The sequence below is a fragment of the Streptococcus oralis genome (genome assembly GCF_901543815.1).
GTDB lineage: Bacteria > Bacillota > Bacilli > Lactobacillales > Streptococcaceae > Streptococcus > Streptococcus oralis_CM.
Genome location: NZ_CABEIU010000002.1, coordinates 1,915,815 through 1,940,829, shown reverse-complemented (window position 1 = coordinate 1,940,829; position 25,015 = coordinate 1,915,815). Strand labels below are relative to the sequence as shown.

The following is a 25,015-nucleotide window of genomic DNA, read 5'->3' as shown; positions in this document are numbered from 1 at the left end:
CGATTATCCCCTCCTTTGCTATATTTGATGTAAAAAGGTTTACTGTTAGACTTATTTTACCATAGATGCTAGCATTTTTCCACAATCTGTGGAAAAGAATCCACAATGTTTACACTTTTTATCCACAGGTTGGGGATAAGTGAGGGATTTCCTTGAATTATTTGGTTTTTTGCTATAAAAAATAGTGGATAAATTTGTGGGTTGAAAAAATAAAAGAACAGCCTTATTTCAGGCTGTTGATAATTCTGTCATATTCTTCTTGGTTTGAAAAAGAAATAATAACCTTTCCAGTATCTTTTTTAGAAAGTTTAATTTCTACATTTAATCCAAGTTGTTTTTTTAATTTATCTTCCTCATCTTTAATGAAAGAATCACTTTTTTTCTGCTTCTTTTGTTTTTTCTCTGTAAGAAGTGCTTCTAACTTTCTCACAGAGATATCTTCATTTTTGATTAGTTGAAAGAAATATTCCTGTCGCTCTTTATTCAAACCAACTAGTGAACGTGCATGAGCTTGAGAAATTTTTCCATTTTCTACTTCAGATAAGATATGCTCTGGTAGGGAAAGCAAACGAATAAAATTAGTGATATAAGGACGAGATTTTCCCATTTTATCCGCTATCTCAGTGTGAGTAAATCCTTTTTCTACTAAAGATTCATAGGCGCGTGCCTCTTCAACCGGATTCAAGTTTTCTCTCTGTAAATTCTCAATGATAGACTGAATCATCATTTCCTGATCTGAGAGGTGTTTCACAACGGCTGGAATAGAAGTCAGACCAGCCAAGAGAGAAGCCCGATATCGTCTCTCTCCTGCAAGGATTTCATAACCAATTACAGGAGATTGACGAACGATGATGGGTTGGATGACCCCATTTTCTTTGATTGACTCAGCCAATTCCCTTAGTTTATCTGCATTAAATTCTTTTCGAGGTTGATAGGGATTTTTTTGTATTTCCGAGATAGAAATCATTTCAAATTTTTCCATGATTCTACACTAACATATCTTTTATTATATGTAAAGTTTTCTTTACACTGATGTCAATTAAGATTCTAAATCACTTGTACTTTTATCTAGCTTAACAGTTGTAGTCTCCTCTTTCCCATTTCGATAGTAGGTGATTTTAATGGTGTCTCCGATAGAATGGTTGTAAAGAGCACTCTGTAAATCTGTTGACGAAGAAATCTCCTTGTCGTCAACTTTGGTAATAACGTCGTATTTTTCAAGGTGACCAGATGCAGGCATATCACTTTGAACAGATTTTACCACTACACCAGAAGTTACGCTACTTGGAATATTGAGTTTTCTAAGATCACTAGCTCCAATATTAGCTAAATTAACCATTTGAATTCCAAGAGCAGGGCGAGTCACTTTACCATCACTTTCAAGCTGTTTAATAATATTTTGAGCATCATTTGATGGGATTGCAAAACCAAGACCTTCGACAGAGGTTCCACCATTACTTGCAATTTTACTTGATGTAATCCCGATAACTTGGCCCTGAATGTTTACAAGTGGACCACCAGAGTTACCAGGGTTAATGGCAGTATCTGTCTGAATAGCTTTTGTAGAAATGGCTTGACCATCTTGAGATTTTAGAGAGACATTTCGATTGAGACTTGAAATGATTCCTTGGGTAACTGTATTGGCATATTCGGATCCTAGAGGACTACCAATTGCGATTGCAGTCTCACCAACATTTAGTTTGCTAGAATCTCCAAATTCTGCTACGGTTGTGACTTTTTCTGAAGAAATTTTTACGACAGCAATATCAGAGAACGTATCAGAACCGACAATTTCACCAGGAACTTTTGTACCGTCTGCTAAACGGATATCAACTTTTGAAGCTCCTTTAATAACGTGGGTATTTGTCACAAGGTAGGCATCTTTCCCATTCTTTTTGTAAATAACACCAGAACCTTCACTTGCTACCTGTTGAGAGTCGGTATCCGTATCTGTCTCGTCATTTCCAAAAACACTATTTTGCCGATTTGCTGAATAAGTGATGACCGACACAACGGCATCTTTTACCTTATTAACGGCCTGAGTTGTTGCATTTTCATTTTTGTAGGAAGTCTGAGTAACAGTGTTTGTAGTGTTATTTGTGGCTTGACTTACTTGTTTTTGATAAAGTTGCAGTGTCACAAAACTTCCTAGGGCACCACTCAAAAATCCTATCAGAATGATGATAAGAAAGGTAACTCCTTTTTTGTAAAATGTTTGTAAGTGTTTCATAAACGCCTCCGTTTGTTTTTTATTTGGTTAAAGTATAAATCTATTAACTTAATTCAAGCTTAAAGGTAAAAGTTTTACACAAGTTGTGGATAACTTACGTTATTCTGTGAATTCACTAGTAATTTTGAATGATTTTTTTGTGTATAAGATGTGAAATGAAGTGTGGATATGATAGAATAGAAGAATGAAAATAAAAATTGTAACAGTAGGAAAATTAAAAGAAAAATACCTTAAAGATGGAATTGCTGAATATACCAAACGAATTTCTCGTTTTGCTACTGTAGAAATTATTGAATTAGCTGATGAAAAAACTCCAGATAAGGCAAGTGAGTCAGAAAATCATAAAATATTAGAAATAGAGGGAAATCGAATTCTTTCCAAAATTGGAGAAAGAGATTTTGTCGTTGTGTTAGCAATTGAAGGAAAAACTCTCTCTTCAGAGGAATTCAGTAAGCAGTTAGAACAAGCTCCCATAAAGGGATTTTCTACCCTTACATTTATTATTGGTGGGAGTCTGGGACTATTCCCTGCTGTGAAGCATCGTGCTAATCTCTCTGTTAGCTTTGGACGTTTGACCTTGCCACATCAGTTAATGAGATTAGTTCTTGTTGAACAAATTTATCGTGCTTTTACCATTCAGCAGGGATCCCCTTATCATAAATAGAAGATTGACTTACCTCTTATTTTTTGATAGAATGGTCATGTTAGGTCTCATAGCTCAGCTGGATAGAGCATTCGCCTTCTAAGCGAACGGTCGCAGGTTCGAATCCTGCTGGGATCAGTACATTAGAGAAAAAGCTGGGATTACTCCCAGCTTTTTTCTTAAAAAAGTGCATTTCAGGTACAAAACAGTGCAGTTGAGAAGAAATTTTTCTTAAATAATTTTCATTTTGTATAATAGGTTTGTAAGTTAATTTACAAGAAAAACAATACAGGAGATTTTATTATGAAAAACACAGTTAAATTGGAACAGTTTAAAAAGCTTACGGAGAAAGAATTGCAGGAGATTCAAGGTGGGGAAAGGAGAATTCCAGACGTAATACGTAGTCTTCTTTTTCAAAAAAGAAAATAATTAAAAATTAGGGTAGGAAATAATGAATTTATTCGGATTGGCAATAGTTATTCTAGGTCTTTTTATTCTTAGCAGAAATTATGAATGGATTTGTAAAACAACTAAAAAAGAATTATATGTGTTCAGCATTTGGCTATTTATATTACAGTTAGTAGTTGAATTTTTCTTTTATTTTGTATCTTTACATGGATTAGGGGGAGAGAAATTTTTATTCCCTTTAGTGATATATGGTTATTTAAGAGGATTAAAGAAATATGATAAGTATAAAGGAATTTTTATTAGTTTATTAATTTCTCTTTTATATCACACTACCCATACATTCATATCGGTAACTTTATCCTCTATAACAGGAGATCAATTAGCATTACAACATGAAGATCTTTTCTTTTTGGTAGTTTTGTTATTAACCTATTTTATAATTAAAAAAATTATTACCTATTTCAACCTAGAACTTAAATATTTTGACAAAGAATATCTCTATTCTTTTTTGAAAAAAGTGCTATATGTATTTATCTTCCTGCATATCGTCTCTTTTATTTCAGATATCGTGAGTACTATTTCTCATTTAAATAGTTTTGGAAGTATTTTATCATCCGTAGTTTTTGTTGGGCTCCTTTTAACCTTCTTTGCAATGAACTCTTACAAGGTTCAAATTGAAAAAGAGATTGCTCTAAAACAAAAGAAATTTGAACAAAAACATTTACAGACTTATACTGACGAAATTGTGGAGTTATATAATGAAATTCGAGGTTTTCGTCATGACTATGCAGGGATGCTTGTCAGCATGCAAATGGCGATTGACAGTGGAGATTTACAAGAAATTAACAGGGTTTACAATGAAGTCCTAGTAAAAGCAAATCAGAAATTGAGGTCAGAAAAATATACTTACTTTGATTTAAATAATATAGAAGATTCTGCTTTACGAAGTTTAATTGCTCAATCGATTGTCTATGCACGAAAAAATGATGTAGAGTTTACATTGGAAGTAAAGGATATCATTACTAGACTGTCAATAGATTTACTTGATCTTGTTCGTATCATGAGTATTTTATTAAACAATGCTGTTGAAGGTGCCGCAGATAGTTACTTGAAACAAATTGAAGTCGCAGTCATTAAAATGGATTTTGAAACAGTTATAGTCATCCAGAATTCATGTAAAATCACTATGACGCCTTCAGAAGACTTATTTGCCTTAGGTTTCTCTACCAAGGGAAGAAATAGAGGTCTAGGGCTTAATAATGTCAAAGAGATTTTAGATAAGTATGACAACATTATTTTGGAAACAGAGATGGAAGACAACACATTTAGACAAATTATTAGATTTAAGAGGGAATTCGAATGAAAGTATTAATTTTAGAAGATGTTATTGAGCATCAAGTGAGACTAGAGAGAATATTGAATGAAATCTCGGAGGAATCAAATATTCCTATTTCTTACAAGACAACAGGAAAAGTTCGTGAGTTTAAGGAATATATTGAAAACGATGAAGTAAACCAGCTTTATTTCCTAGATATCGATATTCACGGAATTGAGAAAAAGGGTTTTGAAGTGGCACAGTTTATCCGCCATCACAATCCTTATGCTATTATTGTCTTTATTACCAGTCGATCTGAATTTGCTACTTTAACTTATAAGTATCAGGTATCAGCTTTAGATTTTGTAGATAAGGACATCAATGATGAATTGTTCAAAAAACGTATCGAGCAGAGTATCTTCTATACCAAAAGCATGCTGCTTGAAAACGAAGATGTTGTAGACTATTTTGATTACAATTATAAGGGAAATGATTTGAAAATCCCCTACCATGATATTCTGTATATCGAAACAACAGGTGTTTCTCATAAGTTGCGGATTATTGGTAAGAATTTTGCCAAAGAATTCTATGGAACCATGACAGATATTCAGGAAAAGGACAAACATACCCAGCGCTTTTATTCTCCTCATAAATCTTTCCTAATCAATATTGGAAATGTTAGAGAAATTGATCGAAAGAATCTAGAAGTTGTCTTTTATGAAGATCATCGCTGCCCCATCACTCGTTTGAAAGTTCGCAAGCTGAAAGATATTCTAGAGAAAAAGTTTAAAAAGTAATTGACAATTAGTAAGAAATTGATATAATGGTTATATCTGCTACAGATAGATGGTCCGTTGGTCAAGGGGTTAAGACACCGCCTTTTCACGGCGGTAACACGGGTTCGAATCCCGTACGGACTATTTTATCCGCCATAGCTCAGTTGGTAGTAGCGCATGACTGTTAATCATGATGTCGTAGGTTCGAGTCCTACTGGCGGAGTCAGATAAAAAGAACACCACCCGGTGTTCTTTTTTAGTTGACATCACCTAACATTTTCATAAGGAAGTCTGTCATTTCTTGCGGACTTTCTTTTTTTCCATGGGCAATCCAAGTCTGGCAAACACCAAATAGGGCATTTGTTAGATAAATGCTACTATATTCGAGTTCAATTGGATTTAGTTGTAGTTGCATAAAACGTTTCTGAAGATCAGTGCTAAGCATAATATGCAGTTTATTTCTCAAGAAATTTTGAATTTCTTTTGTCCCATTTTCAGATAAAAGAGCAGCTAATAGTGGCTCAGACTCTAAATATTCAAATACTTCTAAAATAGCATCTCTTTTATGATGAGCATGTTTTTGGAAAATATACTCAAAGGTATGAAATAGCTTACTTTGGTAGTGCTCAATCATATCATACTTATCCTTGTAGTGAGTGTAAAAGCTGGAACGACTAATTCCGGCTTTTTCTGCTAACTTGACAGTAGAAATTTGATCAAAGGGTTGGTCCATCAATAATTGAACCATGGCATTTTCGATGATTCGCTTTGTTTTTAAACGTTTGTTGCTTTCTTTCATAATTCTTCCTCTTGCACAAAAATAGACTATGTGTCTAAAAAAATCATTTTTTACCTTGTAATTTGGATTTTTTGATGTATAATCTATTATATCAAAATTTTAGACAATATGTTTAAAAAAGGAGGAAATATGTTTAAAGAATGGAAAGCAATATTTAAAAAACCGACCTTTATCATTGTAATGATAGGGATTTCTCTCATTCCAGCTTTATACAACATTATATTTTTATCATCTATGTGGGATCCTTATGGCCAATTATCCGAGTTACCTGTGGCAGTTGTCAATAAAGATAAGGAAGCTTCTTATAATGGACAGACAATGACAATTGGTGATGACATGGTGTCTAATTTAAAAGAAAATAAGGCTTTAGATTTTCATTTTGTTAATGAAGAGGAAGGGGAAAAAGGGCTAGAAGATGGTGACTACTACATGGTAGTGACTTTACCAGGTGACTTATCTGAAAAAGCTACTTCTATCCTAACGAATCATCCTGAACAGATGCAAATTGATTATCAGACGTCAAGTGGACATAGCTTTATTGCAAGTAAGATGAGTGATTCTGCAATGACACAATTAAAACAAACCGTCTCCACTAATGTTACCGAAACGTATACCAAGGCTTTATTTCAAAAAATGAATGACTTAAAGTCTGGGATAAATAAGGCAGCTGACGGAAGTGAACAATTGGCTAATGGAGCCAATCAGTTGGTGACGGGAAGTCAAACATTGACGACAAATCTTAATACTCTAGCTAACTCAAGTGTAACTTTTTCAAATGGAGCGGAGCAGTTTACTAAAGGATTATCCTCTTATGTCTCTGGTGTTGAACAACTTCATCTTGGCTTAGGGAATTTTAATAGTGGTTTAGTTACATATACTGGTGCAGTGAGTCAATTAGATAGGGGATTAGGTCAATTATCTTCTAAAAGTCCTGAATTAGTAAGAGGAATCAATCAGTTATATACTGGTGTAGAATCCTATACTGGCGGTGTTTCTCAGCTTAATGCTGGTCTTAATCAATTTTCATCTGGTGTTAGTGCCTACACCAATGGAGTGGGAAGTCTTGCAACAGGTGCTAATCAGTTATCTAATCAATCAGCTACACTTCGAATGGGGGTGGAGCAATTAAGTGAAGGGATTCAACAACTTTCTAGCAAGTTAGATGCTTCGTCTGGGAAAAAAGATCAAATTAATCAATTATCTTCTGGTCTGAATCAGTTAAATCAAGCTATTCAAAATATTGATGTTGGAGATACAAAACAATTAGATTCTGTTTTATCAAGTATAGTATCTCTTTCTAATCAAATGTTAGCAAGTGCTCAGTCTGATAAAGCAGCTACATTAGCAAATATTCAATCGACAGCAGCTTATCAATCCTTGACAAGTGAGCAACAAGCTGAGATAAGTGCTTCTGTATCTCAAAATTCGACTGATAGTATTCAATCGGCTCAGTCAATTATAGCTTTAGTACAAGGTTTACAGGGAAGTTTAGAAAACTTACAAAATCAATCTTCAAATCTTTCGACGTTAAAAAATCAAGCTAATCAAGTATTACCTATTGCTTCTACTTCTTTGACAGGATTGTCAAGTGGATTAACAGAAATACAGGGAGCAGTGACGAGTAAATTAGTTCCTGCTAGTCAGTCGATTGCATCAGGTGTAAATGCATATACTGCAGGTGTTGATAAAGTTTCTCAGGGCGCAAGTCAACTAAGTGAAAAGAATTCCACCTTGACAGGTAGTTTGGATCAACTAGTTTCAGGCTCAAACACCTTGACACAAAAATCTTCTAGCTTGACAGCAGGAGTTGGTCAATTAGTTGAAAAAACTCCAGAATTAGTATCTGGTATTGAAAAATTATCAACTGGCTCTAACCAATTGAATCAAAAGAGTCAAGAATTAATGGCAGGAGTTGATAAATTACAATCAGGATCTGGTCAATTAGCAGACAAATCCAGTCAGTTACTTTCAGGTGCTTCTCAATTAGAGAATGGAGCTAATAAATTGGCAGATGGATCTGGGAAACTTGCAGAAGGTGGAACAAAGTTAACTTCTGGATTGGAAGATTTACAGGCAGGAGTTGCTTCTTTAGGACAAGGACTAGGTAATGCTAGTGATCAACTCAAATCAGCATCAACAGAATCTAAAAATGCAGAGATTTTGTCAAATCCACTCAATCTTTCAAAAATAGACAATGATCAAGTTCCTGTAAATGGGATTGCTATGGCTCCTTATATGATATCAGTCGCTCTCTTTGTCGCTGCATTATCAACAAATATGATTTTTGCTAAATTACCTTCAGGTCGTCATCCTGAAACTCGCTGGGCTTGGTTCAAATCTCGCTTTGAGATAAATGGAGTTATAGCTGTTTTAGCCGCTGTCTTAGTCTATGGTGGCGTTCATCTTATTGGTCTAACAGCAAATCATGAAATGAGAACCTTGTTCTTAATTATTATCGCAAGCTTAACATTTATGTCTATGGTAACTGCATTAACAACATGGAATAGCCGTATAGGAGCTTTCTTTTCTCTTATTTTGCTTTTATTACAGTTAGCATCAAGTGCAGGTACCTATCCACTTGCTTTGACAAATAATTTCTTTAGAGCTATTAATCCTTGGTTACCAATGAGTTATTCGGTTTCTGGATTACGACAAACAATTTCTATGACAGGAAATATTCATCAACAAGTCATTTTCCTTATTATAATACTAGTTTTCTTTACTGCTTTAGGTATGCTAGCTTATCAACCTAAGAAAATGGAAGAAGATTAAAAAGATTGACCAATTCCTTGGTCAATCTTTTTATGTCTTAGATAAATTTCGTATGTGATTATAGATCCCAAAAAGAAGAAGGGCAGTTAGTGAGCAGGCTGCTCCAATAACAAAACCATTGGGGATAAAGGAAAGTGTAATGGTGCCTTTTCCCTTTGGAACATCAACTTTCATAAAACCAGTTTGAACCTGCTTGATTTCAAGTTTTTTCCCATCTTGGTATGCAGACCAACCTTTGTCATAAGGAATAGTGAAGAAAATAGAGGTATCTTGTTTAACTTCGTATGTAGCAAAGACTTTATTTTTAGAGGTGGATACTTCTACAGGTTGTTCTTTAATCTTTTGGATTGCCTCAGTTAAGACCTGAGTATCTAAACGATAGAAGGTTGGAGATTCAAATGACACTTGAGAATTTCCAGGAAAGCTAACACTGATATTGAAAGCTTGTCGTTCTTCAGTATAACCCAAATTAAAGAAATTAAATGCATTGTCAGTTGTAAAAGTCTTTTTTTCTCCATTGACAATGATGTCAACTTTCTTTTGCTTATCGTTTGTAAAATGAAGATTTGAAAAAGAGAGATAGACTTGACTATTTTGAGGAACCTCAATTTGATAATCAATCTTTGCATCTTCATTCGCAGAACCTGTGATGCTGGTTAAACCATCTGAAGTATCTGTTTTATCATATGCTATTTGGGAGAAGTAATCCAAGTTGAGATTAGCAAGCTGGTTTATAAATAAAGCTTGATTATCTAGAGTGTGATTATTAAAGTTGACATCGGTGTAAATAGATTGAGTGGCAAAGGCAACGGGTAAAGAGAGTTGATTTTTATATAAGGTTAAATGATCCTTTTGATAAATCTCTTGAAAGCCATACTTATCAAGTGAAGTTTCAGAAATATTGTACTGGATTCCAAATAAACTATCTGCTAAAAGACTGTTATTAGCATAACGGAGATTGAGGTTGGTTCCAGAGGATTTGAATCCCAGTTTATCCAAACTAGTGCTAGCTGAACGATTTCGTACAGACGAGAATTGAGAGATTCCGTTGTAGTTAAATTTCATACTGTCATTTCCTGTCTGAATTTGCAGTTTCTCAGTACGTGTAAATGGATTGTCAATTTGGTTTAGAATAGATTCCATAGTGGTGATATCCCTATTATAGGCGCTACGAGAAGCAAAGGCCCATTCTTTAGCTATTCCTTCCATTTGAGATGATGCATTTAAGCTTATCTCAGCTGTTATAAATAAAGACAAAAGAATTGCAAACAGATTTACAGAGATAAATTTTCTAATGACTGCAAGAAGTAAAAGAGCATAAACTAGTAGAAATTCAAGAGTGAGTAGGATATTCAAATCAGTTAAAAAAGAATAGTGTGATTTTAAATAGACAGTAGCCAAAAATCCTGTTAGTACAAGAAAAAGTGAGATAAATAGATTCCAGAGCTTCAGTTCTTTCAGACGATTTAAGACTTCTGCTGCAGTATAAATTAACAGAGTGGAAAAAATCCAAGCATAGCGATGCAAAAACATATTTGGGGTGTGCATCCCTTGCCAAAATAAATCAAGTGCTTCTATGTAAAAGCTTGTTATTAAAAAAGTAAAGAAAATTGCATAGGTAAGTTTCACGTGAAACCTTATGGATTTTATTGTGAAAAATAGAATGGTCAAAATAAAAGGAAGTAATCCAACAAAAATCATTGGTATAGATCCATACTTAGTTGTATCAAAAGATCCAATGAATTGTTTTGCGAAAATATCCAGATACCAGCTACTATCTGTCTTTAATTTTGTGATGGCAGTCAACTTCTCACCATGAGTTTGTAAATCAAACAGTGTAGGAAGAGTCATAATCAAACTAGCCATTCCAGCTAAAAAGGAGGTAACAACAAAATCAAGAAAAGATGATTTTCGAGTTTTAAAGTCCCAAGAAATTTGGCAGATATACCAGAAAATTAGAAACAAAGCTGTCATGTAGCCAAAATAATAATTTTGAATAAACAAGATTGACAGACTTGTAAAGTATAGTAGGTGCTTCTTTTCTGTTATAAGCATGTGTAAGCCAGTTATAATTAAAGGAATCAAGATGAAAACATCTAGCCAGGTTTTTATCTCTAACTGACTGACAGTGAAGCTCATTAAAGCATAGGAAGTAGATAAGGCCAGTTTTAAAAATTTTGGGGTATCTTTAAATAATCTATTCAAACTAAAGAAGGTTGACAGACCAATCAATCCAAATTTTAAAAGAGTTGTCAGATAAACAGCATCTGGCATATTCGACAGATTAAAAAAGTAAACCAGAGGCGAGAGAAAACTACCCAAGTAATAACTAGATAGAGCATAGAAATTCAGTCCGAGACCACTTGTAAAAGTGTAAAACAAACTACCATTTCCATGTAGAATATTTCGTAAAGCTACATCAAAAATAACGTATTGATGGAAACCGTCTCCTAATAGTGGAGATGTATCGCTATTCCAGTAGATACCTTGAGATAGGTATACTCCTGTCATAATTACTACAGGAATGATAAAAGAAACAAAATAGGTCCGATATGTTTTAAAAAATGATTTCATGTTACCTCATAGAATGATAGAAAACTCAGTTGGTTAACCCAACTGAGTTTTGAAGTCTTATTTAGTCTTTCCAAAGGTCTTTGACTTTTGCTTGTACTTCTGCATTTTCTAAGAATTCATCATAGGTTTCATCGATACGATCGATGACGCCATTCTTAGACAAAACAATAATATGGTTTGCCAAAGTTTGAATGAACTCGTGGTCATGGCTGGCAAAGATGATTGATTCTTTAAAGTTTTTCAATCCATCGTTCAAGCTTGAGATAGATTCCAAGTCCAAGTGATTTGTTGGATCATCAAGTACAAGGACATTTGATTTCAAGAGCATGAGTTTTGAAAGCATGACACGCACTTTTTCTCCCCCTGATAAGACGTTTACAGGTTTGTTAACCTCATCTCCAGAAAAGAGCATACGACCAAGGAAACCACGTAAGAAAGTATTGTCATCTTCTTCTTTACTTGCAAATTGACGCAACCAGTCAAGAATTGACTCTCCTCCTGCAAAATCAGCCGAGTTGTCTTTTGGCAAGTAAGAACGGCTAGTAGTAACTCCCCACTTGACAGTTCCTTCATAGTCGATGTCACCCATAATTGCACGAATTAATGCAGTTGTTTGGATGTCATTTTGTCCAATAAGAGCTGTCTTGTCACCTGGACGCAAGATGAAACTAATATTGTCTAGGATAGTTTCGCCATCAATCTTTACAGTTAGATTTTCTACTGTCAAGAGATCATTACCAATCTCACGTTCTGCTTTAAAGTTGATAAATGGATATTTACGACTAGATGGCACAATTTCTTCTAGTTCAATCTTGTCAAGCATTTTTTTACGAGACGTTGCCTGTCTTGACTTAGAAGCGTTGGCAGAGAATCGAGCAACGAATTCTTGCAATTGTTTAATTTTTTCTTCCGCTTTGGCATTACGGTCTGCTAGCAATTTAGCAGCAAGCTCAGAAGATTCCTTCCAGAAGTCATAGTTTCCGACATAGAGTTTGATTTTTCCAAAGTCAAGGTCGGCCATGTGAGTACATACTTTGTTTAAGAAGTGGCGGTCGTGGGATACAACGATAACGGTGTTATCAAAGTCAATCAAGAAGTCTTCTAACCAAGTAATAGACTGGATATCAAGACCGTTGGTCGGCTCGTCCAAGAGAAGAACATCAGGTTTACCAAATAAGGCTTTAGCAAGGAGAACCTTCACTTTTTCACCATTGGCCAATTCGCTCATGTTTTGGTAGTGCAATTCTTCTGGAATATTTAGGTTTTGAAGTAGTTGAGATGCTTCGCTCTCTGCCTCCCAACCTCCAAGTTCGGCAAATTCACCTTCAAGTTCAGCTGCACGAACACCATCTTCATCGGAAAAATCTTCCTTCATGTAAATAGCATCTTTTTCCTTCATGATGCTATAAAGTTTTTCATTTCCCATAATGACGACATCAATGACACGCTCATCTTCATAGTCAAAGTGATTTTGACGGAGGACAGAGAGACGTTCATCTGGACCAAGAGAGATGTGGCCAGTTGTAGGTTCGATATCACCAGCTAGAATTTTTAAGAATGTAGACTTCCCAGCACCATTAGCACCAATTAATCCGTATGTATTTCCTTCTGTAAATTTGATGTTGACATCATCAAAAAGTTTGCGATCACTAAAACGTAGTGAAACATCAGATACTGTAAGCAATGTTTTTCTCCTATAATATGTAATACATTTATTCTACTAGAAAAGAGAGAAATATTCAAATTTTTGTTTGTCAATTTTATGTCAATTAAGTTTACAGGTTTATTTACAAAGAGTTAGTTGTTTGATTTAAATAATTTTCTGTTATTTTAACAAAAAAATGCTATAATTGAAGAGACCATTTCGAAGGAGAAAAAAATGACGAAACCTATTATTTTAACAGGAGATCGCCCAACAGGAAAACTGCATATTGGACATTATGTTGGGAGTCTTAAAAATAGAGTATTACTGCAGGAAGAAGACAAGTATGACATGTTTGTTTTTTTGGCGGACCAACAAGCATTGACAGATCACGCCAAAGATCCTCAAACGATTGTAGAATCGATTGGGAATGTTGCCTTGGATTATTTAGCAGTTGGATTGGATCCAAGTAAATCAACTATCTTTATTCAAAGTCAAATTCCAGAGTTGGCTGAATTATCTATGTACTATATGAATTTGGTTTCACTAGCTCGTTTGGAACGGAATCCGACAGTAAAAACAGAGATTGCTCAGAAAGGATTTGGAGAAAGTATTCCGACAGGATTTTTGGTTTATCCAATTGCGCAAGCAGCTGATATCACAGCCTTTAAGGCTAATTATGTTCCTGTAGGAACAGACCAAAAACCAATGATTGAACAGACTCGTGAAATTGTTCGTTCTTTTAACAACGCATATAACTGTGATGTTTTGGTGGAACCAGAAGGTATTTATCCAGAAAATGAGAGAGCAGGACGTTTGCCTGGTTTAGATGGAAATGCTAAAATGTCTAAATCCCTTAATAATGGTATTTATCTAGCTGATGATGCGGATACGTTGCGTAAAAAAGTCATGAGTATGTATACTGATCCGGATCATATTCGAGTGGAGGATCCAGGTAAGATTGAAGGAAATATGGTTTTCCATTATCTAGACGTATTTGGCTGTCCAGAAGATGCTCAAGACATTGCAGATATGAAAGAACATTATCAACGTGGTGGTCTTGGTGATGTGAAGACGAAACGTTATCTACTTGAAATATTAGAACGCGAACTTGGCCCTATTCGTGAGCGCCGTATCGAATTTGCTAATGATATGGGCGAAGTGTACAATATGCTTCAAAAAGGTAGTGAAAAAGCGCGTGAGGTTGCAGGGCAAACTCTATCTGAAGTTAAGAGAGCAATGGGACTAAATTACTTTAAATGATAGATAAAATATGAATTATAAAACTATCTCTTCCATAGAATCACAGGGATAGTTTTTTATGATTTCTACCATAAATATAATTGACAAATTTTCATAGAATGGTATGATAGATACAATACAAAAAGAGTCAAGCTCAAAAAGAAAGAAAAGAGGAAACTTCAATGTCTAATTGGGATACTAAATTTTTGAAAAAAGGTTTTACCTTTGATGATGTATTGCTCATTCCAGCAGAAAGTCATGTGTTGCCTAATGATGCAGATTTAACAACAAAATTGGCAGATAATCTGACTTTAAATATCCCAATTATAACAGCCGCCATGGATACAGTCACAGAGAGTCAAATGGCTATTGCCATTGCTCGTGCAGGTGGTCTTGGAGTAATCCATAAAAATATGTCTATTGCGCAACAGGCAGATGAAGTTCGCAAGGTAAAACGTTCTGAAAATGGTGTTATTATTGATCCATTCTTCTTGACTCCAGAACACACGATTGCTGAAGCGGACGAATTGATGGGACGTTACCGTATCAGTGGTGTTCCAGTTGTAGAAACACTTGAAAATCGTAAATTGGTTGGTATTCTAACAAACCGAGATCTTCGCTTTATTTCAGATTACAATCAACCAATTTCAAATCATATGACCAGTGAAAATCTTGTCACTGCTCCTGTTGGTACAGATCTTGCAACAGCTGAACATATTCTTCAAGAACACCGTATTGAAAAACTTCCTTTGGTTGACGAAGAAGGTCGTCTTTCTGGCTTGATTACTATTAAGGATATTGAAAAAGTTATTGAGTTTCCAAACGCTGCTAAAGATGAGTTTGGTCGTCTTCTAGTTGCTGGAGCGGTGGGTGTCACTTCAGATACATTCGAACGTGCCGAAGCCCTTTTTGAAGCAGGAGCTGACGCAATTGTTATTGATACTGCCCATGGTCACTCTGCTGGTGTTCTACGTAAAATTGCTGAAATTCGTGCTCATTTCCCAGACCGCACTTTGATTGCGGGTAATATTGCCACTGCAGAGGGTGCGCGTGCTCTTTATGATGCAGGCGTAGATGTTGTCAAAGTCGGTATCGGACCAGGTTCTATCTGTACAACTCGTGTCATTGCAGGTGTCGGTGTACCACAAATAACAGCAATCTATGATGCGGCAGCTGTTGCGCGTGAATATGGAAAAACAATCATTGCTGATGGTGGAATCAAGTACTCAGGAGATATTGTAAAAGCCCTTGCTGCAGGTGGAAATGCAGTTATGCTTGGATCAATGTTTGCTGGAACTGATGAAGCTCCAGGTGAAACTGAAATCTTCCAAGGACGTAAGTTCAAGACTTACCGTGGTATGGGATCAATTGCTGCTATGAAAAAAGGTTCAAGCGACCGTTACTTCCAAGGTTCTGTCAATGAAGCAAACAAACTCGTTCCAGAAGGAATTGAAGGTCGTGTTGCCTATAAAGGTGCAGCAGCTGATATCGTCTTCCAAATGATTGGTGGTATTCGCTCTGGTATGGGTTACTGTGGTGCAGCTAACCTTAAAGAATTGCACGACAACGCCCAATTTATTGAAATGTCTGGTGCAGGTTTGAAAGAAAGCCATCCTCATGATGTACAAATTACTAATGAAGCACCAAACTATTCTATGTAAGAAGAAAAGAACTCCTGAATTTTAGGAGTTCTTTTTGTTTACAAAGTTGTCAATGTGGGTTTGCAGATACTTTACCATTTTGGATATTGAAGATACTAAGATTTTCTGGCAAATTTTGCAAGTGGTCTAAACTTGTTGTTGTGATAAAGGTTTGGATAGATTGTGAAATCGTTTCTAATAATTTTAGTTGTCTAGTGTTGTCAAGTTCACTCATAACATCGTCAAGTAGTAATATTGGAGATTCTTTAGTAATACTTTCCATTAACTCTATTTCTGCTAATTTTATAGAGAGTACAAGACTACGATGTTGACCTTGACTTCCAAAACTAGCATCTATACCATTGATATAGAAAGTAATGTCATCTCGATGAGGGCCGACACCAGTATTCTTTTTATATAAATCTCTTGATCTACTTTTCTCTAAAGCAATTTTAAAAGAACTTGTTAGCTGTTTTTCATCAGTGAAGTTGACAGATGATTGATAAGATATTGACAACTCTTCTAATTTATTTGAGATTTCTAAGTGTTTTATTTGACCAAATTTCTCTAAGTCTTTAATGAATTTTATCCGATGTTTTATGACGCGACAACCATACTCTACTAACTGTTCATCTAAGACCGACAGAAATGTTTCGTCAATCTTATGGTTAGATTTTAGATACGTATTTCTTTGCTTGAGTATATGGTTATAGTTTGACAGGTCTGACAAGTAGATTGGTTTAATTTGTCCCAATTCTATATCTATAAACTTTCGGCGAATGGAAGGTGCTCCTTTAATTAGCTGGAGATCTTCAGGTGCAAAGAGGACAACATTCATATGTCCGATATAGTCTGATAGGCGAGCTTGTTTTAAGTGATTGACTTTAGTCACCCGCCCTTTTGGTGTTAAATCAATTTCTAGAGGGATAGAGCTTGTTTTTTTCTGTAGCAAGCCAGAAAGATGAAGTTGCTCTTCATCAAAATGAATGAGATTTTTATCTGTCCGAGTACGATGACTACGTGTCAAGGCTAAGAAATAGATTGCTTCTAGAATATTAGTTTTTCCTTGTGCATTTTGGCCTAAAAAGACGTTCAATTTTGGATTAAAATCAATTTTTGCCTCTTTGTAATTTCGAAAGGTTTTAATTGTTAAATGTTGAAGCCACATAGTTATCTTCCTGGAAAACGTGGAGCTTGTTTGAATTTAGGTGATGAAGTAGTTTTTTGTTTTTCTTTCTTGACACCTTTATTCATCTCTTTGACAAGTTTAGCAATTCGTTCTTTTTCGATCTTATCTGCTTGGTATTCTTCTTGCTCTTTTAAACTTGGTTGTGTCAAGGTGATGTCAATCTTTAAATCAGGAATGTCAATCGTATCTCCAACACGAATTTTTTTTCCACGTCTATTTTCTAATTCACCATTAAAGTAAACTTGATGCTCTATTAGAAAGGATTTGATAGCACCACCGCTTTGTATAATTCCAATCTCTTTTAGGAGGGCTTGGAGCGTAATAAATTCTTCAAATAATTTGTATTCCATAATTCACCTCAATCTTTGGTATTATACCATATTTTCCCTGAAATAGCTGAAGGAAAGTCAGTCGAAATGAAAACGATTTTACTTTTGAAAGCTATAAAGAGAACAAGAAAAATTTTGATTTTCGTGGTATAATAGAACTCTATATGTAAGGAGGTAAGGTATGGAGTTGGTGCCTGGAATTTCAGCACATTTTATTCAATCCAAAAAGTTTAAAACAAATAAAATCACTATTCGTTTTACTGCTCCCTTATCTCTTGAGACAATAGCAGGACGCATGTTAAGTGCAAATATGTTGGAGACGGCAAATCAAGCTTATCCCACATCACAAGCATTTCGCAGATACTTGGCAAGTTTATATGGAACAGATATTTCCACAAGTGCTTATCGTAGGGGACAGGCACATATTCTTGACTTAACATTTACTTATGTGAGGGATGATTTTTTAAGTAAAAAGAATGTCTTGACTTCTCGAATTTTGGAATTGGTGAAACAGACTTTATTTGCTCCCTTAGCTCAAGATGGTGCTTTTGAGCTAGCCTTATTTGAAATTGAAAGAAAACAGTTATTGGCTAGTTTAGCTACTGATATGGATGATTCATTTTATTTTGCTCATAAGGAGTTGGATAGCTTGTTCTTCCATGATGAGCGTCTTCAATTGAGATACAGTGATTTACGAAATAGCATTTCAAATGAGTCTCCAGAAAGTAGCTACACGTGCTTTCAAAATGCTCTGAAGAATGATCGTATTGATTTCTTTTTCTTAGGTGATTTTAATGAAGTAGAAGTGAAGGAGTGGTTGAGGTCATTCTCCTTTACTGGGCGTCAAATCGATGTCAAGCCTCAGTACCAACAACCATATTCAAATGTCCTTCGGGAAGGAATGGTTCGTAAGAATGTGGGCCAATCTGTTTTGGAATTGGCTTACCATTGTTCTACGAGCTATGGAGACAAGCATCATTTGGCCATGGTAGTAATGAATGGTCTGTTAGGTGGTTTTGCTCACTCTAGGCTTTTTACAAATGTTCGGGAAAATGCTGGTCTAGCCTACACTATCTCCAGTCAATTGGATTTATTTAGTGGTCAATTGAGGATGTATGCTGGCATTGATCGGGAAAAGCGCAATCAAGCCAGAAAACTGATGAATCATCAATTACTTGAACTAAAGAAAGGTAATTTTACAGATTTGGAGATTGAACAGACTAAGGAGATGATTCGCAGAACCTTATTGCTTGCGCAAGATAGTCAGAGCTCACTAATCGAGCGAGTTTATTTGAATAGTCTGTTAGGGAAATCTACATCAGATTTTGACAGTTGGATTGAAAAATTAAATCAAATTGACAAAGAAGCTATCTGTAAAGCAGCAAATAGTGTTCGGTTACAAGCGATATACTTTATGGAAGGAATAGAATGACACCAGTTACCTTTGAAGAAAAATACTATCCTGCTGTAAAGGAGACGGTTTATCAGACTCGTCTATCAAATGGATTGACAGTATCTCTCCTTCCTAAGAAACAATTTAATGAAGTTTACGGAGTTGTAACAGTTCAATTTGGATCAGTAGATACAAACTTTACATTATCTGAAAAAGGTTTACAGTGTTATCCAACTGGAATTGCACATTTTCTTGAACACAAACTGTTTGAGAGAGAAAATGCTGAAGATATTATGGAGTCTTTTACACGCTTGGGAGCTGATAGCAATGCTTTTACAAGTTTTACAAAGACGAGTTATTTGTTTTCAACAATAGATCATTTATCAGAAAACTTGGATTTGCTTGAAGAATTGGTAACAGTTGCTCACTTTACAGAAGAGTCAGTTGAGCGAGAGCGGGAAATCATTCAACAAGAACGTGAGATGTACCAAGATGATCCAGATTCGCGCCTGTTTTTTGCAACATTAGCAAATCTTTATCCCAATACTCCTCTGGCAGCAGATATTGTTGGAAGTGAAAAGTCAATTAACAATATCCAGCTAAATGACTTAAAAAATAACTTTACAGCCTTTTACAAACCTGTAAATATGTCTTTGTTTTTAGTTGGGAATTTTGATGTAGATACAGTTAAGAACTATTTTTCGCAAAAGAAACTTAGAAACTTGGAAGAAATGGTAGTAAGGAAGGAGAAGCTTACTTTACAAGCTGTCAAAGAAAGAGATAACCTTCGGATGGAAGTCTCTTCACCAAAACTTGCTGTTGGAATTAGGGGAGCAGGTGAGGTGGCAGCAGAAGATTGCTACCGTTATAATATTTTGCTAAAATTATTGTTTACGATGATGTTTGGTTGGACTTCTGAGCGATTTCAAAAGTTATATGAGAATGGGAAGTTAGATGCGTCATTGTCACTTGAGGTTGAAGTCAACAGTCGCTTTCATTTTGTGATATTGACGATGGAAACGAAAGAACCTGTTTCGTTGTCGCATCAATTTCGAAAGGCTATTCGCAACTTTACGAAAGATTCAGATCTTACAGAGGAACATCTGGATCTTGTTAAGAGTGAGATGTTTGGGGAATTTTTCAGTAGTATGAACTCCTTGGAGTTTATTGCGACACAGTATGAACCAGTCGACAGAGGAGAAACTATTTTGGATTTACCAAAAATTTTACAAGAAATTACTTTAGACGATGTTCTTGAAGCAGGTCATCGTTTGATAGATGATGGTGATCTAGTTGATTTTACAATCTTTCCAACCTAAAAGATGACTAATACTAGAAAGAAGGAATGGTACGTATGAGAAAAAAAACAATTGGTGAGGTGCTGCGTTTAGCTAGAATAAACCAAGGATTGAGTTTGGAAGAATTGCAGACAAAAACTGATATTCAGATGAATTTATTAGAAGCTATGGAGGCAGATGATTTTGATCAACTCCCTAGTACCTTCTACGCTCGTTCTTTTTTGAGAAAATATGCTTGGGCAGTTGAATTGGATGAACGAATTATTTTGGATGCCTATGATTCAGGAAGCATGATTACCTATGAAGAGGTAGATGTTGATGAAGAAGATTTATCCGGTCGTAGACGATCAAATAAGAAAAAGACTTCTTATCTGCCCTTGATTTATTTCATTTTATTTGCCTTGTCGATTTTAATTTTTGTGACTTATTATGTTTGGAATTATATCCAGACTCAACCAAGTCCTTCTTCAGCTAATTATAGTGTTGTGAGCTCAACTAGTTCCACAACCTCATCTAGTTCCACAACCTCATCTAGTTCATCTTCTAGTAGTCAGACGTCTAGCCCATCTTCTACTACGGAATCAACTATTACAGTGTCAGGCGAAGGAAACCGCATTGAAGCTCGGTATAAAACGAGTAAGGAAACAGCTACGGTTCAGCTGGCAGTTTCGGATGTAACTAGCTGGGTTAGTGTTTCAGGAAGCGAGCTAGAGGGTGGTGTGACACTATCCGCAGACAATAAAAATGCAAAAACAACAGTTTCAACTAAGAATCCCGTTACTATCACCTTAGGTGTAGTGAAGGGAGTTACTGTGACTGTAGATAATCAAACAGTTGATACTTCCAAGTTGACGACTCAGACTGGAACTGTAACACTTACATTCACTACAGACTAAGGAAGAAACAATGAAAAAAGAACAAATCCCTAATGTATTAACAATTGGTAGAATTCTCTTTATACCTCTCTTTATTCTTATTTTGACTTTTGGTCATTCACAAGGCAGTCACCTGCTGGCGGCAATCATCTTTGCAGTTGCTAGTATAACGGATTATCTCGATGGCTATCTTGCTCGAAAATGGAATGTAGTCAGCAACTTTGGAAAGTTTGCAGATCCGATGGCCGATAAGCTGTTGGTTATGTCAGCTTTTATCATGTTGATTGAGTTAGGTATGGCTCCAGCTTGGGTTGTTGCTATTATCATCTGTCGTGAACTTGCGGTGACAGGCTTGCGTTTGTTGCTTGTTGAGACGGGAGGGACAGTTCTAGCAGCAGCGATGCCAGGGAAAATCAAGACCTTTAGTCAGATGTTTGCTATTATCTTTTTGCTCTTACATTGGAATTTAATTGGTCAGCTGTTGCTTTATATCGCTTTGTTTTTCACTATCTACTCTGGTTATGATTATTTCAAGGGTAGCGCTCATGTATTCAAAGGGACATTTGGTTCGAAATGAAATCAATTATTGAAGTAAAAGATCTGTCTTTTCGTTACAAGGAAGACCAGGAACATTATGACGTTAATAATGTCTCGTTTCACGTGAAACGTGGAGAATGGCTTTCGATTGTAGGTCATAATGGGAGTGGGAAGTCAACAACTATTCGTTTGATTGATGGCTTGCTTGAAGCAGAGTCTGGGGAAATCTGGATAGATGGCCAACTGCTGTCCTCTGAGAACGTTTGGGACTTGCGTCGACAAATTGGTATGGTTTTTCAAAATCCAGATAACCAATTTGTAGGGGCGACTGTTGAAGATGATGTTGCCTTTGGTTTAGAAAATCAGGGACTTCCTCGTGAAGAAATGAAGAAGAGAGTGGCTGAATCTTTGAAGTTGGTAGGTATGCTGGACTTTAAGAAGAGAGAACCAGCTCGTTTATCTGGTGGACAAAAACAGCGTGTGGCTATTGCGGGAGTTGTTGCCCTGAGACCAGCTATTTTGATTTTGGATGAGGCTACAAGTATGTTGGACCCCGAGGGACGAAGAGAACTGATTCAGACAGTTCAAGAGATTCGAAAAGATCACCAGATGACAGTCGTCTCCATTACACATGACTTAGAAGAAGTTGCGATGAGTGATCGTGTCTTGGTCATGAAAAAAGGCCAAGTGGAGTCAACCAGCAGCCCAAGAGAACTTTTTTCTCGGACTGACCTTGACCAGATAGGGTTAGATGAGCCTTTTACTAATCAATTGAGAGAATCTTTGAGAGAGACTGGTTATCAGTTGCCGGATGGCTATTTGACAGAAGGAGAGCTAGAGGACAAGTTATGGGAATTACTCTAGAAAATGTGAGCTTTACCTATCAAGAGGGGACTCCCCTATCTTCATCAGCCTTGACTGATGTTTCCTTGACGATTGAGGATGGCTCCTATACAGCTTTAGTAGGTCACACAGGTAGTGGGAAATCAACGATTTTACAGCTTTTAAATGGCCTATTGGTACCAAGTAAGGGTTCTGTTCGAGTTTTCGATACTGTCATTACTCCTACATCAACCAATAAAGAAATTCGCCAGATTCGAAAGCAGGTTGGTCTAGTGTTTCAATTTGCTGAAAATCAGATTTTTGAAGAGACTGTTTTGAAAGATGTGGCGTTTGGACCGCAAAATTTTGGAGTTTCTGAGGAAGAGGCCAAGAAAATTGCGCGTGAAAAGTTAGCCTTGGTAGGCATCAATGAGTCACTCTTTGAGCGCAGTCCTTTTGAACTTTCGGGTGGTCAGATGAGACGTGTGGCTATAGCAGGTATGCTAGCCATGGAGCCAACTGTCTTGGTTTTGGATGAGCCTACAGCAGGGCTAGATCCTTTGGGCAGAAAAGAATTGATGACCTTGTTTAAAGAACTCCACCTTTCTGGAATGACAATCGTTCTAGTAACGCATTTGATGGATGACGTGGCTACGTATGCTGATCAGGTCTATGTTATGGAAAAGGGGCGTTTGGTCAAAAGTGGTAAACCGAGCGAAGTTTTCCAAGATGTAGCCTTTATGGAAAATGTGCAGTTAGGTGTGCCTAAAATCACAGCCTTTTGCAAACGTTTGGCAGATAGAGGTATAGCTTTTAAAAAACTGCCAATCAAGATAGAGGAGTTTAAGGAGTCGCTAAATGGATAGTATGATTTTAGGGCGTTATATACCGGGGGATTCCATTATTCATCGCTTGGATCCACGTAGTAAATTGCTTGCCATGATCCTGTTGATTTTGATTGTATTTTGGGCTAATAATCCCCTCACCAATCTCATTTTGTTTATAGCGACAGGTATATTTATCGCTTTGTCAGGCGTTTCCCTCTCATTTTTCGTTCAGGGATTAAAATCCATGTTCTTCCTGATTGCTTTTACGACTCTTTTTCAGCTCTTTTTCATTTCAAGTGGAAATGTCCTATTTGAGTTTTCTTTTATAAGAATAACGGATTATGCGTTGCAACAAGCGGGAATCATTTTCTGTCGTTTTGTGTTGATTATTTTCTTTTCAACCTTGCTGACATTAACGACCATGCCTTTGAGTCTGGCAGCTGCAGTTGAAGCTCTTTTAGCACCGCTGAAACGCGTGAAAGTTCCCGTTCATGAAATTGGTCTCATGTTATCAATGAGTTTGCGTTTTGTTCCAACCTTGATGGATGACACAACGAGAATTATGAATGCTCAAAAAGCTCGTGGAGTTGACTTTGGCGAAGGTAGCATCGTTCAAAAAGTAAAGGCTATGATTCCAATTTTAATTCCTCTTTTTGCGACTAGCTTAAAGCGTGCAGATTCATTGGCAATAGCCATGGAAGCGCGTGGTTATCAGGGAGGAAAGGGTAGAAGTCAGTATAGACAGTTGAGATGGAGTCAAAAGGATACACTGGCAATTCTTGTGATTTTGGTACTGGGATGTTTCTTATTTTTCTTAAAATCTTAGCAGGTTTGTAGGATTGATAAGAAGCTCACAGTAGCAGGTTTTTAGTATAAAGGTAGGAATATGAACCGTTTTAAAAAATCAAAATATCTAATCATCGTTTTTGTCACAGTTCTGGCAGTTTCTGTTCTATTAGTGACAACCTATTCAAGCGCTATTGTGACGAAACTAGGAGATGGGATTTCCTTAGTAGATAGAATTGTTCAAAAACCCTTTCAGTGGTTTGATACTTTTAAATCGGATTTGGGACATTTGACGCAGACTTACAATGAAAACGAGAGTCTAAAAAAACAACTTTATCAACTAGAGGTAGAATCTAATCAATCAGAACGCTTAAAAACAGAAAATGAACAACTACGTCAGTTGCTGGATATGAAGTCAAAATTGCAGGCAACAAAAACCATTGCAGCAGATGTGATTATGCGGGCTCCAGTATCTTGGAAACAAGAGTTAACAATTGATGTAGGAAGTTCAAAAGGAGCTTCTGAAAATATGTTGGTCATTGCAAACGGTGGCTTGGTTGGTAGTGTTTCAAAGGTGGAAGATCATTCAACAACTGTCAATCTTTTAACCAACGCTGAAAACACGGATAAGATTTCTGTTAAAATCCTGCATGGTTCTACTGAAATATACGGAATCATCGTTGGTTATGACAAGGAATCTGAACTGCTTAAAATTAGCCAATTAAATAGTAATAGTGACATCAGTGCTGGAGACAAGGTGACTACAGGTGGGCTAGGAAACTTTAATGTCAAAGATATTCCTGTTGGAGAGATTGTTGGTACAACGCACAGCAGTGACTATCTAACACGAGAGGTAACTGTAAAGTTAAGTGCTGATATCAAAGATCTTCATGTGGTAGAGTTAGTGGGGAATTAGCA

The 25,015-nt window shown here is 36.2% G+C and carries 22 protein-coding genes and 3 tRNA genes; 18 read left to right on the top strand and 7 right to left on the bottom strand.

Features of this window, described 5'->3' with window-relative positions:
* Window positions 1-223: 223 nt before the first annotated feature.
* Both FQT28_RS09880 and htrA read right to left on the bottom strand, forming a co-directional pair.
* On the bottom strand, window positions 224-982 hold the full coding sequence (locus FQT28_RS09880) for a ParB/RepB/Spo0J family partition protein (protein WP_143990045.1): 759 nt from the start codon (window positions 980-982) through the stop codon (window positions 224-226).
* Window positions 983-1,039: 57 nt separating this feature from the next.
* On the bottom strand, window positions 1,040-2,230 hold the full coding sequence (gene htrA / locus FQT28_RS09875; protein WP_143990044.1) for a serine protease HtrA: 1,191 nt from the start codon (window positions 2,228-2,230) through the stop codon (window positions 1,040-1,042).
* A gap of 184 nt (window positions 2,231-2,414) precedes the next feature.
* On the opposite strand from htrA, the gene rlmH reads away from it, so the two are divergent.
* From rlmH to FQT28_RS09840, 7 genes are all read left to right on the top strand, one after another.
* Window positions 2,415-2,894 carry a 23S rRNA (pseudouridine(1915)-N(3))-methyltransferase RlmH gene (rlmH, locus tag FQT28_RS09870; RefSeq protein WP_125449713.1) on the top strand — a complete coding sequence of 160 codons (480 nt, stop codon included), beginning with the start codon at window positions 2,415-2,417 and terminating at the stop codon, window positions 2,892-2,894.
* A 43-nt stretch (window positions 2,895-2,937) separates the two neighbouring features.
* Window positions 2,938-3,011 (top strand) — tRNA-Arg (locus tag FQT28_RS09865).
* Between the two features lie 165 nt (window positions 3,012-3,176).
* On the top strand, window positions 3,177-3,302 hold the full coding sequence (gene comC, locus FQT28_RS09860; protein WP_125449715.1) for a competence-stimulating peptide ComC: 126 nt from the start codon (window positions 3,177-3,179) through the stop codon (window positions 3,300-3,302).
* A gap of 22 nt (window positions 3,303-3,324) precedes the next feature.
* Window positions 3,325-4,644: a competence system sensor histidine kinase ComD gene (comD, locus tag FQT28_RS09855; protein WP_125449717.1), complete on the top strand. Its 1,320-nt coding sequence runs from the start codon at window positions 3,325-3,327 to the stop codon at window positions 4,642-4,644.
* The gene (gene comE, locus FQT28_RS09850; RefSeq protein ID WP_125449719.1) at window positions 4,641-5,393 is read left to right on the top strand and encodes a competence system response regulator transcription factor ComE; all 753 of its coding nucleotides are present in this window, start codon (window positions 4,641-4,643) and stop codon (window positions 5,391-5,393) included. Before comD ends, comE begins: the two co-directional genes overlap by 4 nt.
* Window positions 5,394-5,444: 51 nt before the next feature.
* Window positions 5,445-5,516 (top strand) — tRNA-Glu (locus tag FQT28_RS09845).
* A gap of 5 nt (window positions 5,517-5,521) precedes the next feature.
* Window positions 5,522-5,595: transfer RNA gene (locus FQT28_RS09840), tRNA-Asn, on the top strand.
* 33 nt (window positions 5,596-5,628) lie between these two features.
* Here FQT28_RS09840 and FQT28_RS09835 read toward each other — a convergent pair.
* A complete protein-coding gene (locus FQT28_RS09835) occupies window positions 5,629-6,171 on the bottom strand; it encodes a TetR/AcrR family transcriptional regulator (protein ID WP_125395187.1) in 543 nt (180 codons plus the stop codon).
* A 129-nt stretch (window positions 6,172-6,300) separates the two neighbouring features.
* Here FQT28_RS09835 and FQT28_RS09830 point away from each other — a divergent pair, with 129 nt between their 5' ends.
* Window positions 6,301-8,943 carry a YhgE/Pip domain-containing protein gene (locus FQT28_RS09830; protein WP_125449721.1) on the top strand — a complete coding sequence of 881 codons (2,643 nt, stop codon included), beginning with the start codon at window positions 6,301-6,303 and terminating at the stop codon, window positions 8,941-8,943.
* A 30-nt stretch (window positions 8,944-8,973) separates the two neighbouring features.
* Here the strand turns inward: FQT28_RS09830 and FQT28_RS09825 are convergent, their stop codons facing one another.
* Both FQT28_RS09825 and FQT28_RS09820 read right to left on the bottom strand, forming a co-directional pair.
* On the bottom strand, window positions 8,974-11,517 hold the full coding sequence (locus FQT28_RS09825; protein ID WP_125449723.1) for a YfhO family protein: 2,544 nt from the start codon (window positions 11,515-11,517) through the stop codon (window positions 8,974-8,976).
* Window positions 11,518-11,578: 61 nt separating this feature from the next.
* Entirely contained in the window at window positions 11,579-13,201 is a 1,623-nt protein-coding gene (locus FQT28_RS09820; RefSeq protein ID WP_125449725.1) for an ATP-binding cassette domain-containing protein, read from the bottom strand.
* Window positions 13,202-13,396: 195 nt separating this feature from the next.
* Between FQT28_RS09820 and trpS the strand changes: the two genes are divergently transcribed.
* Both trpS and guaB read left to right on the top strand, forming a co-directional pair.
* Window positions 13,397-14,422, top strand: coding sequence for a tryptophan--tRNA ligase (trpS, locus tag FQT28_RS09815; RefSeq protein ID WP_143990043.1), 1,026 nt, complete (start codon window positions 13,397-13,399; stop codon window positions 14,420-14,422).
* Window positions 14,423-14,583: 161 nt separating this feature from the next.
* Window positions 14,584-16,062 (top strand): IMP dehydrogenase, encoded by a 1,479-nt coding sequence (guaB, locus tag FQT28_RS09810; RefSeq protein ID WP_143990042.1) that lies wholly within the window; start codon window positions 14,584-14,586, stop codon window positions 16,060-16,062.
* 49 nt (window positions 16,063-16,111) lie between these two features.
* Here guaB and recF read toward each other — a convergent pair whose 3' ends face one another.
* Together recF and yaaA are read right to left on the bottom strand one after the other, a co-directional pair.
* Window positions 16,112-17,209: a DNA replication/repair protein RecF gene (gene recF, locus FQT28_RS09805; RefSeq protein WP_125449729.1), complete on the bottom strand. Its 1,098-nt coding sequence runs from the start codon at window positions 17,207-17,209 to the stop codon at window positions 16,112-16,114.
* Between the two features lie 2 nt (window positions 17,210-17,211).
* Entirely contained in the window at window positions 17,212-17,580 is a 369-nt protein-coding gene (yaaA, locus tag FQT28_RS09800) for a S4 domain-containing protein YaaA (protein WP_125449731.1), read from the bottom strand.
* A 160-nt stretch (window positions 17,581-17,740) separates the two neighbouring features.
* Between yaaA and yfmF the strand changes: the two genes are divergently transcribed.
* From yfmF to mreC, 8 genes are read left to right on the top strand one after another with little or no spacing between them, the layout of a single operon-like run.
* Window positions 17,741-18,991: an EF-P 5-aminopentanol modification-associated protein YfmF gene (yfmF, locus tag FQT28_RS09795; protein ID WP_125399225.1), complete on the top strand. Its 1,251-nt coding sequence runs from the start codon at window positions 17,741-17,743 to the stop codon at window positions 18,989-18,991.
* Entirely contained in the window at window positions 18,988-20,271 is a 1,284-nt protein-coding gene (yfmH, locus tag FQT28_RS09790) for an EF-P 5-aminopentanol modification-associated protein YfmH (RefSeq protein WP_125449733.1), read from the top strand. Before yfmF ends, yfmH begins: the two co-directional genes overlap by 4 nt.
* 35 nt (window positions 20,272-20,306) lie before the next feature.
* Window positions 20,307-21,146: a cytoskeleton protein RodZ gene (rodZ, locus tag FQT28_RS09785; protein ID WP_185768063.1), complete on the top strand. Its 840-nt coding sequence runs from the start codon at window positions 20,307-20,309 to the stop codon at window positions 21,144-21,146.
* 10 nt (window positions 21,147-21,156) lie between these two features.
* On the top strand, window positions 21,157-21,702 hold the full coding sequence (pgsA, locus tag FQT28_RS09780; RefSeq protein ID WP_000712144.1) for a CDP-diacylglycerol--glycerol-3-phosphate 3-phosphatidyltransferase: 546 nt from the start codon (window positions 21,157-21,159) through the stop codon (window positions 21,700-21,702).
* A complete protein-coding gene (locus tag FQT28_RS09775) occupies window positions 21,699-22,526 on the top strand; it encodes an energy-coupling factor ABC transporter ATP-binding protein (RefSeq protein WP_125449737.1) in 828 nt (275 codons plus the stop codon). Before pgsA ends, FQT28_RS09775 begins: the two co-directional genes overlap by 4 nt.
* Entirely contained in the window at window positions 22,511-23,350 is an 840-nt protein-coding gene (locus FQT28_RS09770; RefSeq protein WP_143990041.1) for an energy-coupling factor transporter ATPase, read from the top strand. The genes FQT28_RS09775 and FQT28_RS09770 overlap by 16 nt, the downstream gene beginning before the upstream one ends.
* Window positions 23,343-24,137, top strand: coding sequence for an energy-coupling factor transporter transmembrane component T family protein (locus FQT28_RS09765; protein ID WP_000377881.1), 795 nt, complete (start codon window positions 23,343-23,345; stop codon window positions 24,135-24,137). The genes FQT28_RS09770 and FQT28_RS09765 overlap by 8 nt, the downstream gene beginning before the upstream one ends.
* Window positions 24,138-24,197: 60 nt before the next feature.
* A complete protein-coding gene (gene mreC, locus FQT28_RS09760; protein ID WP_143990040.1) occupies window positions 24,198-25,013 on the top strand; it encodes a rod shape-determining protein MreC in 816 nt (271 codons plus the stop codon).
* Window positions 25,014-25,015: the final 2 nt, after the last annotated feature.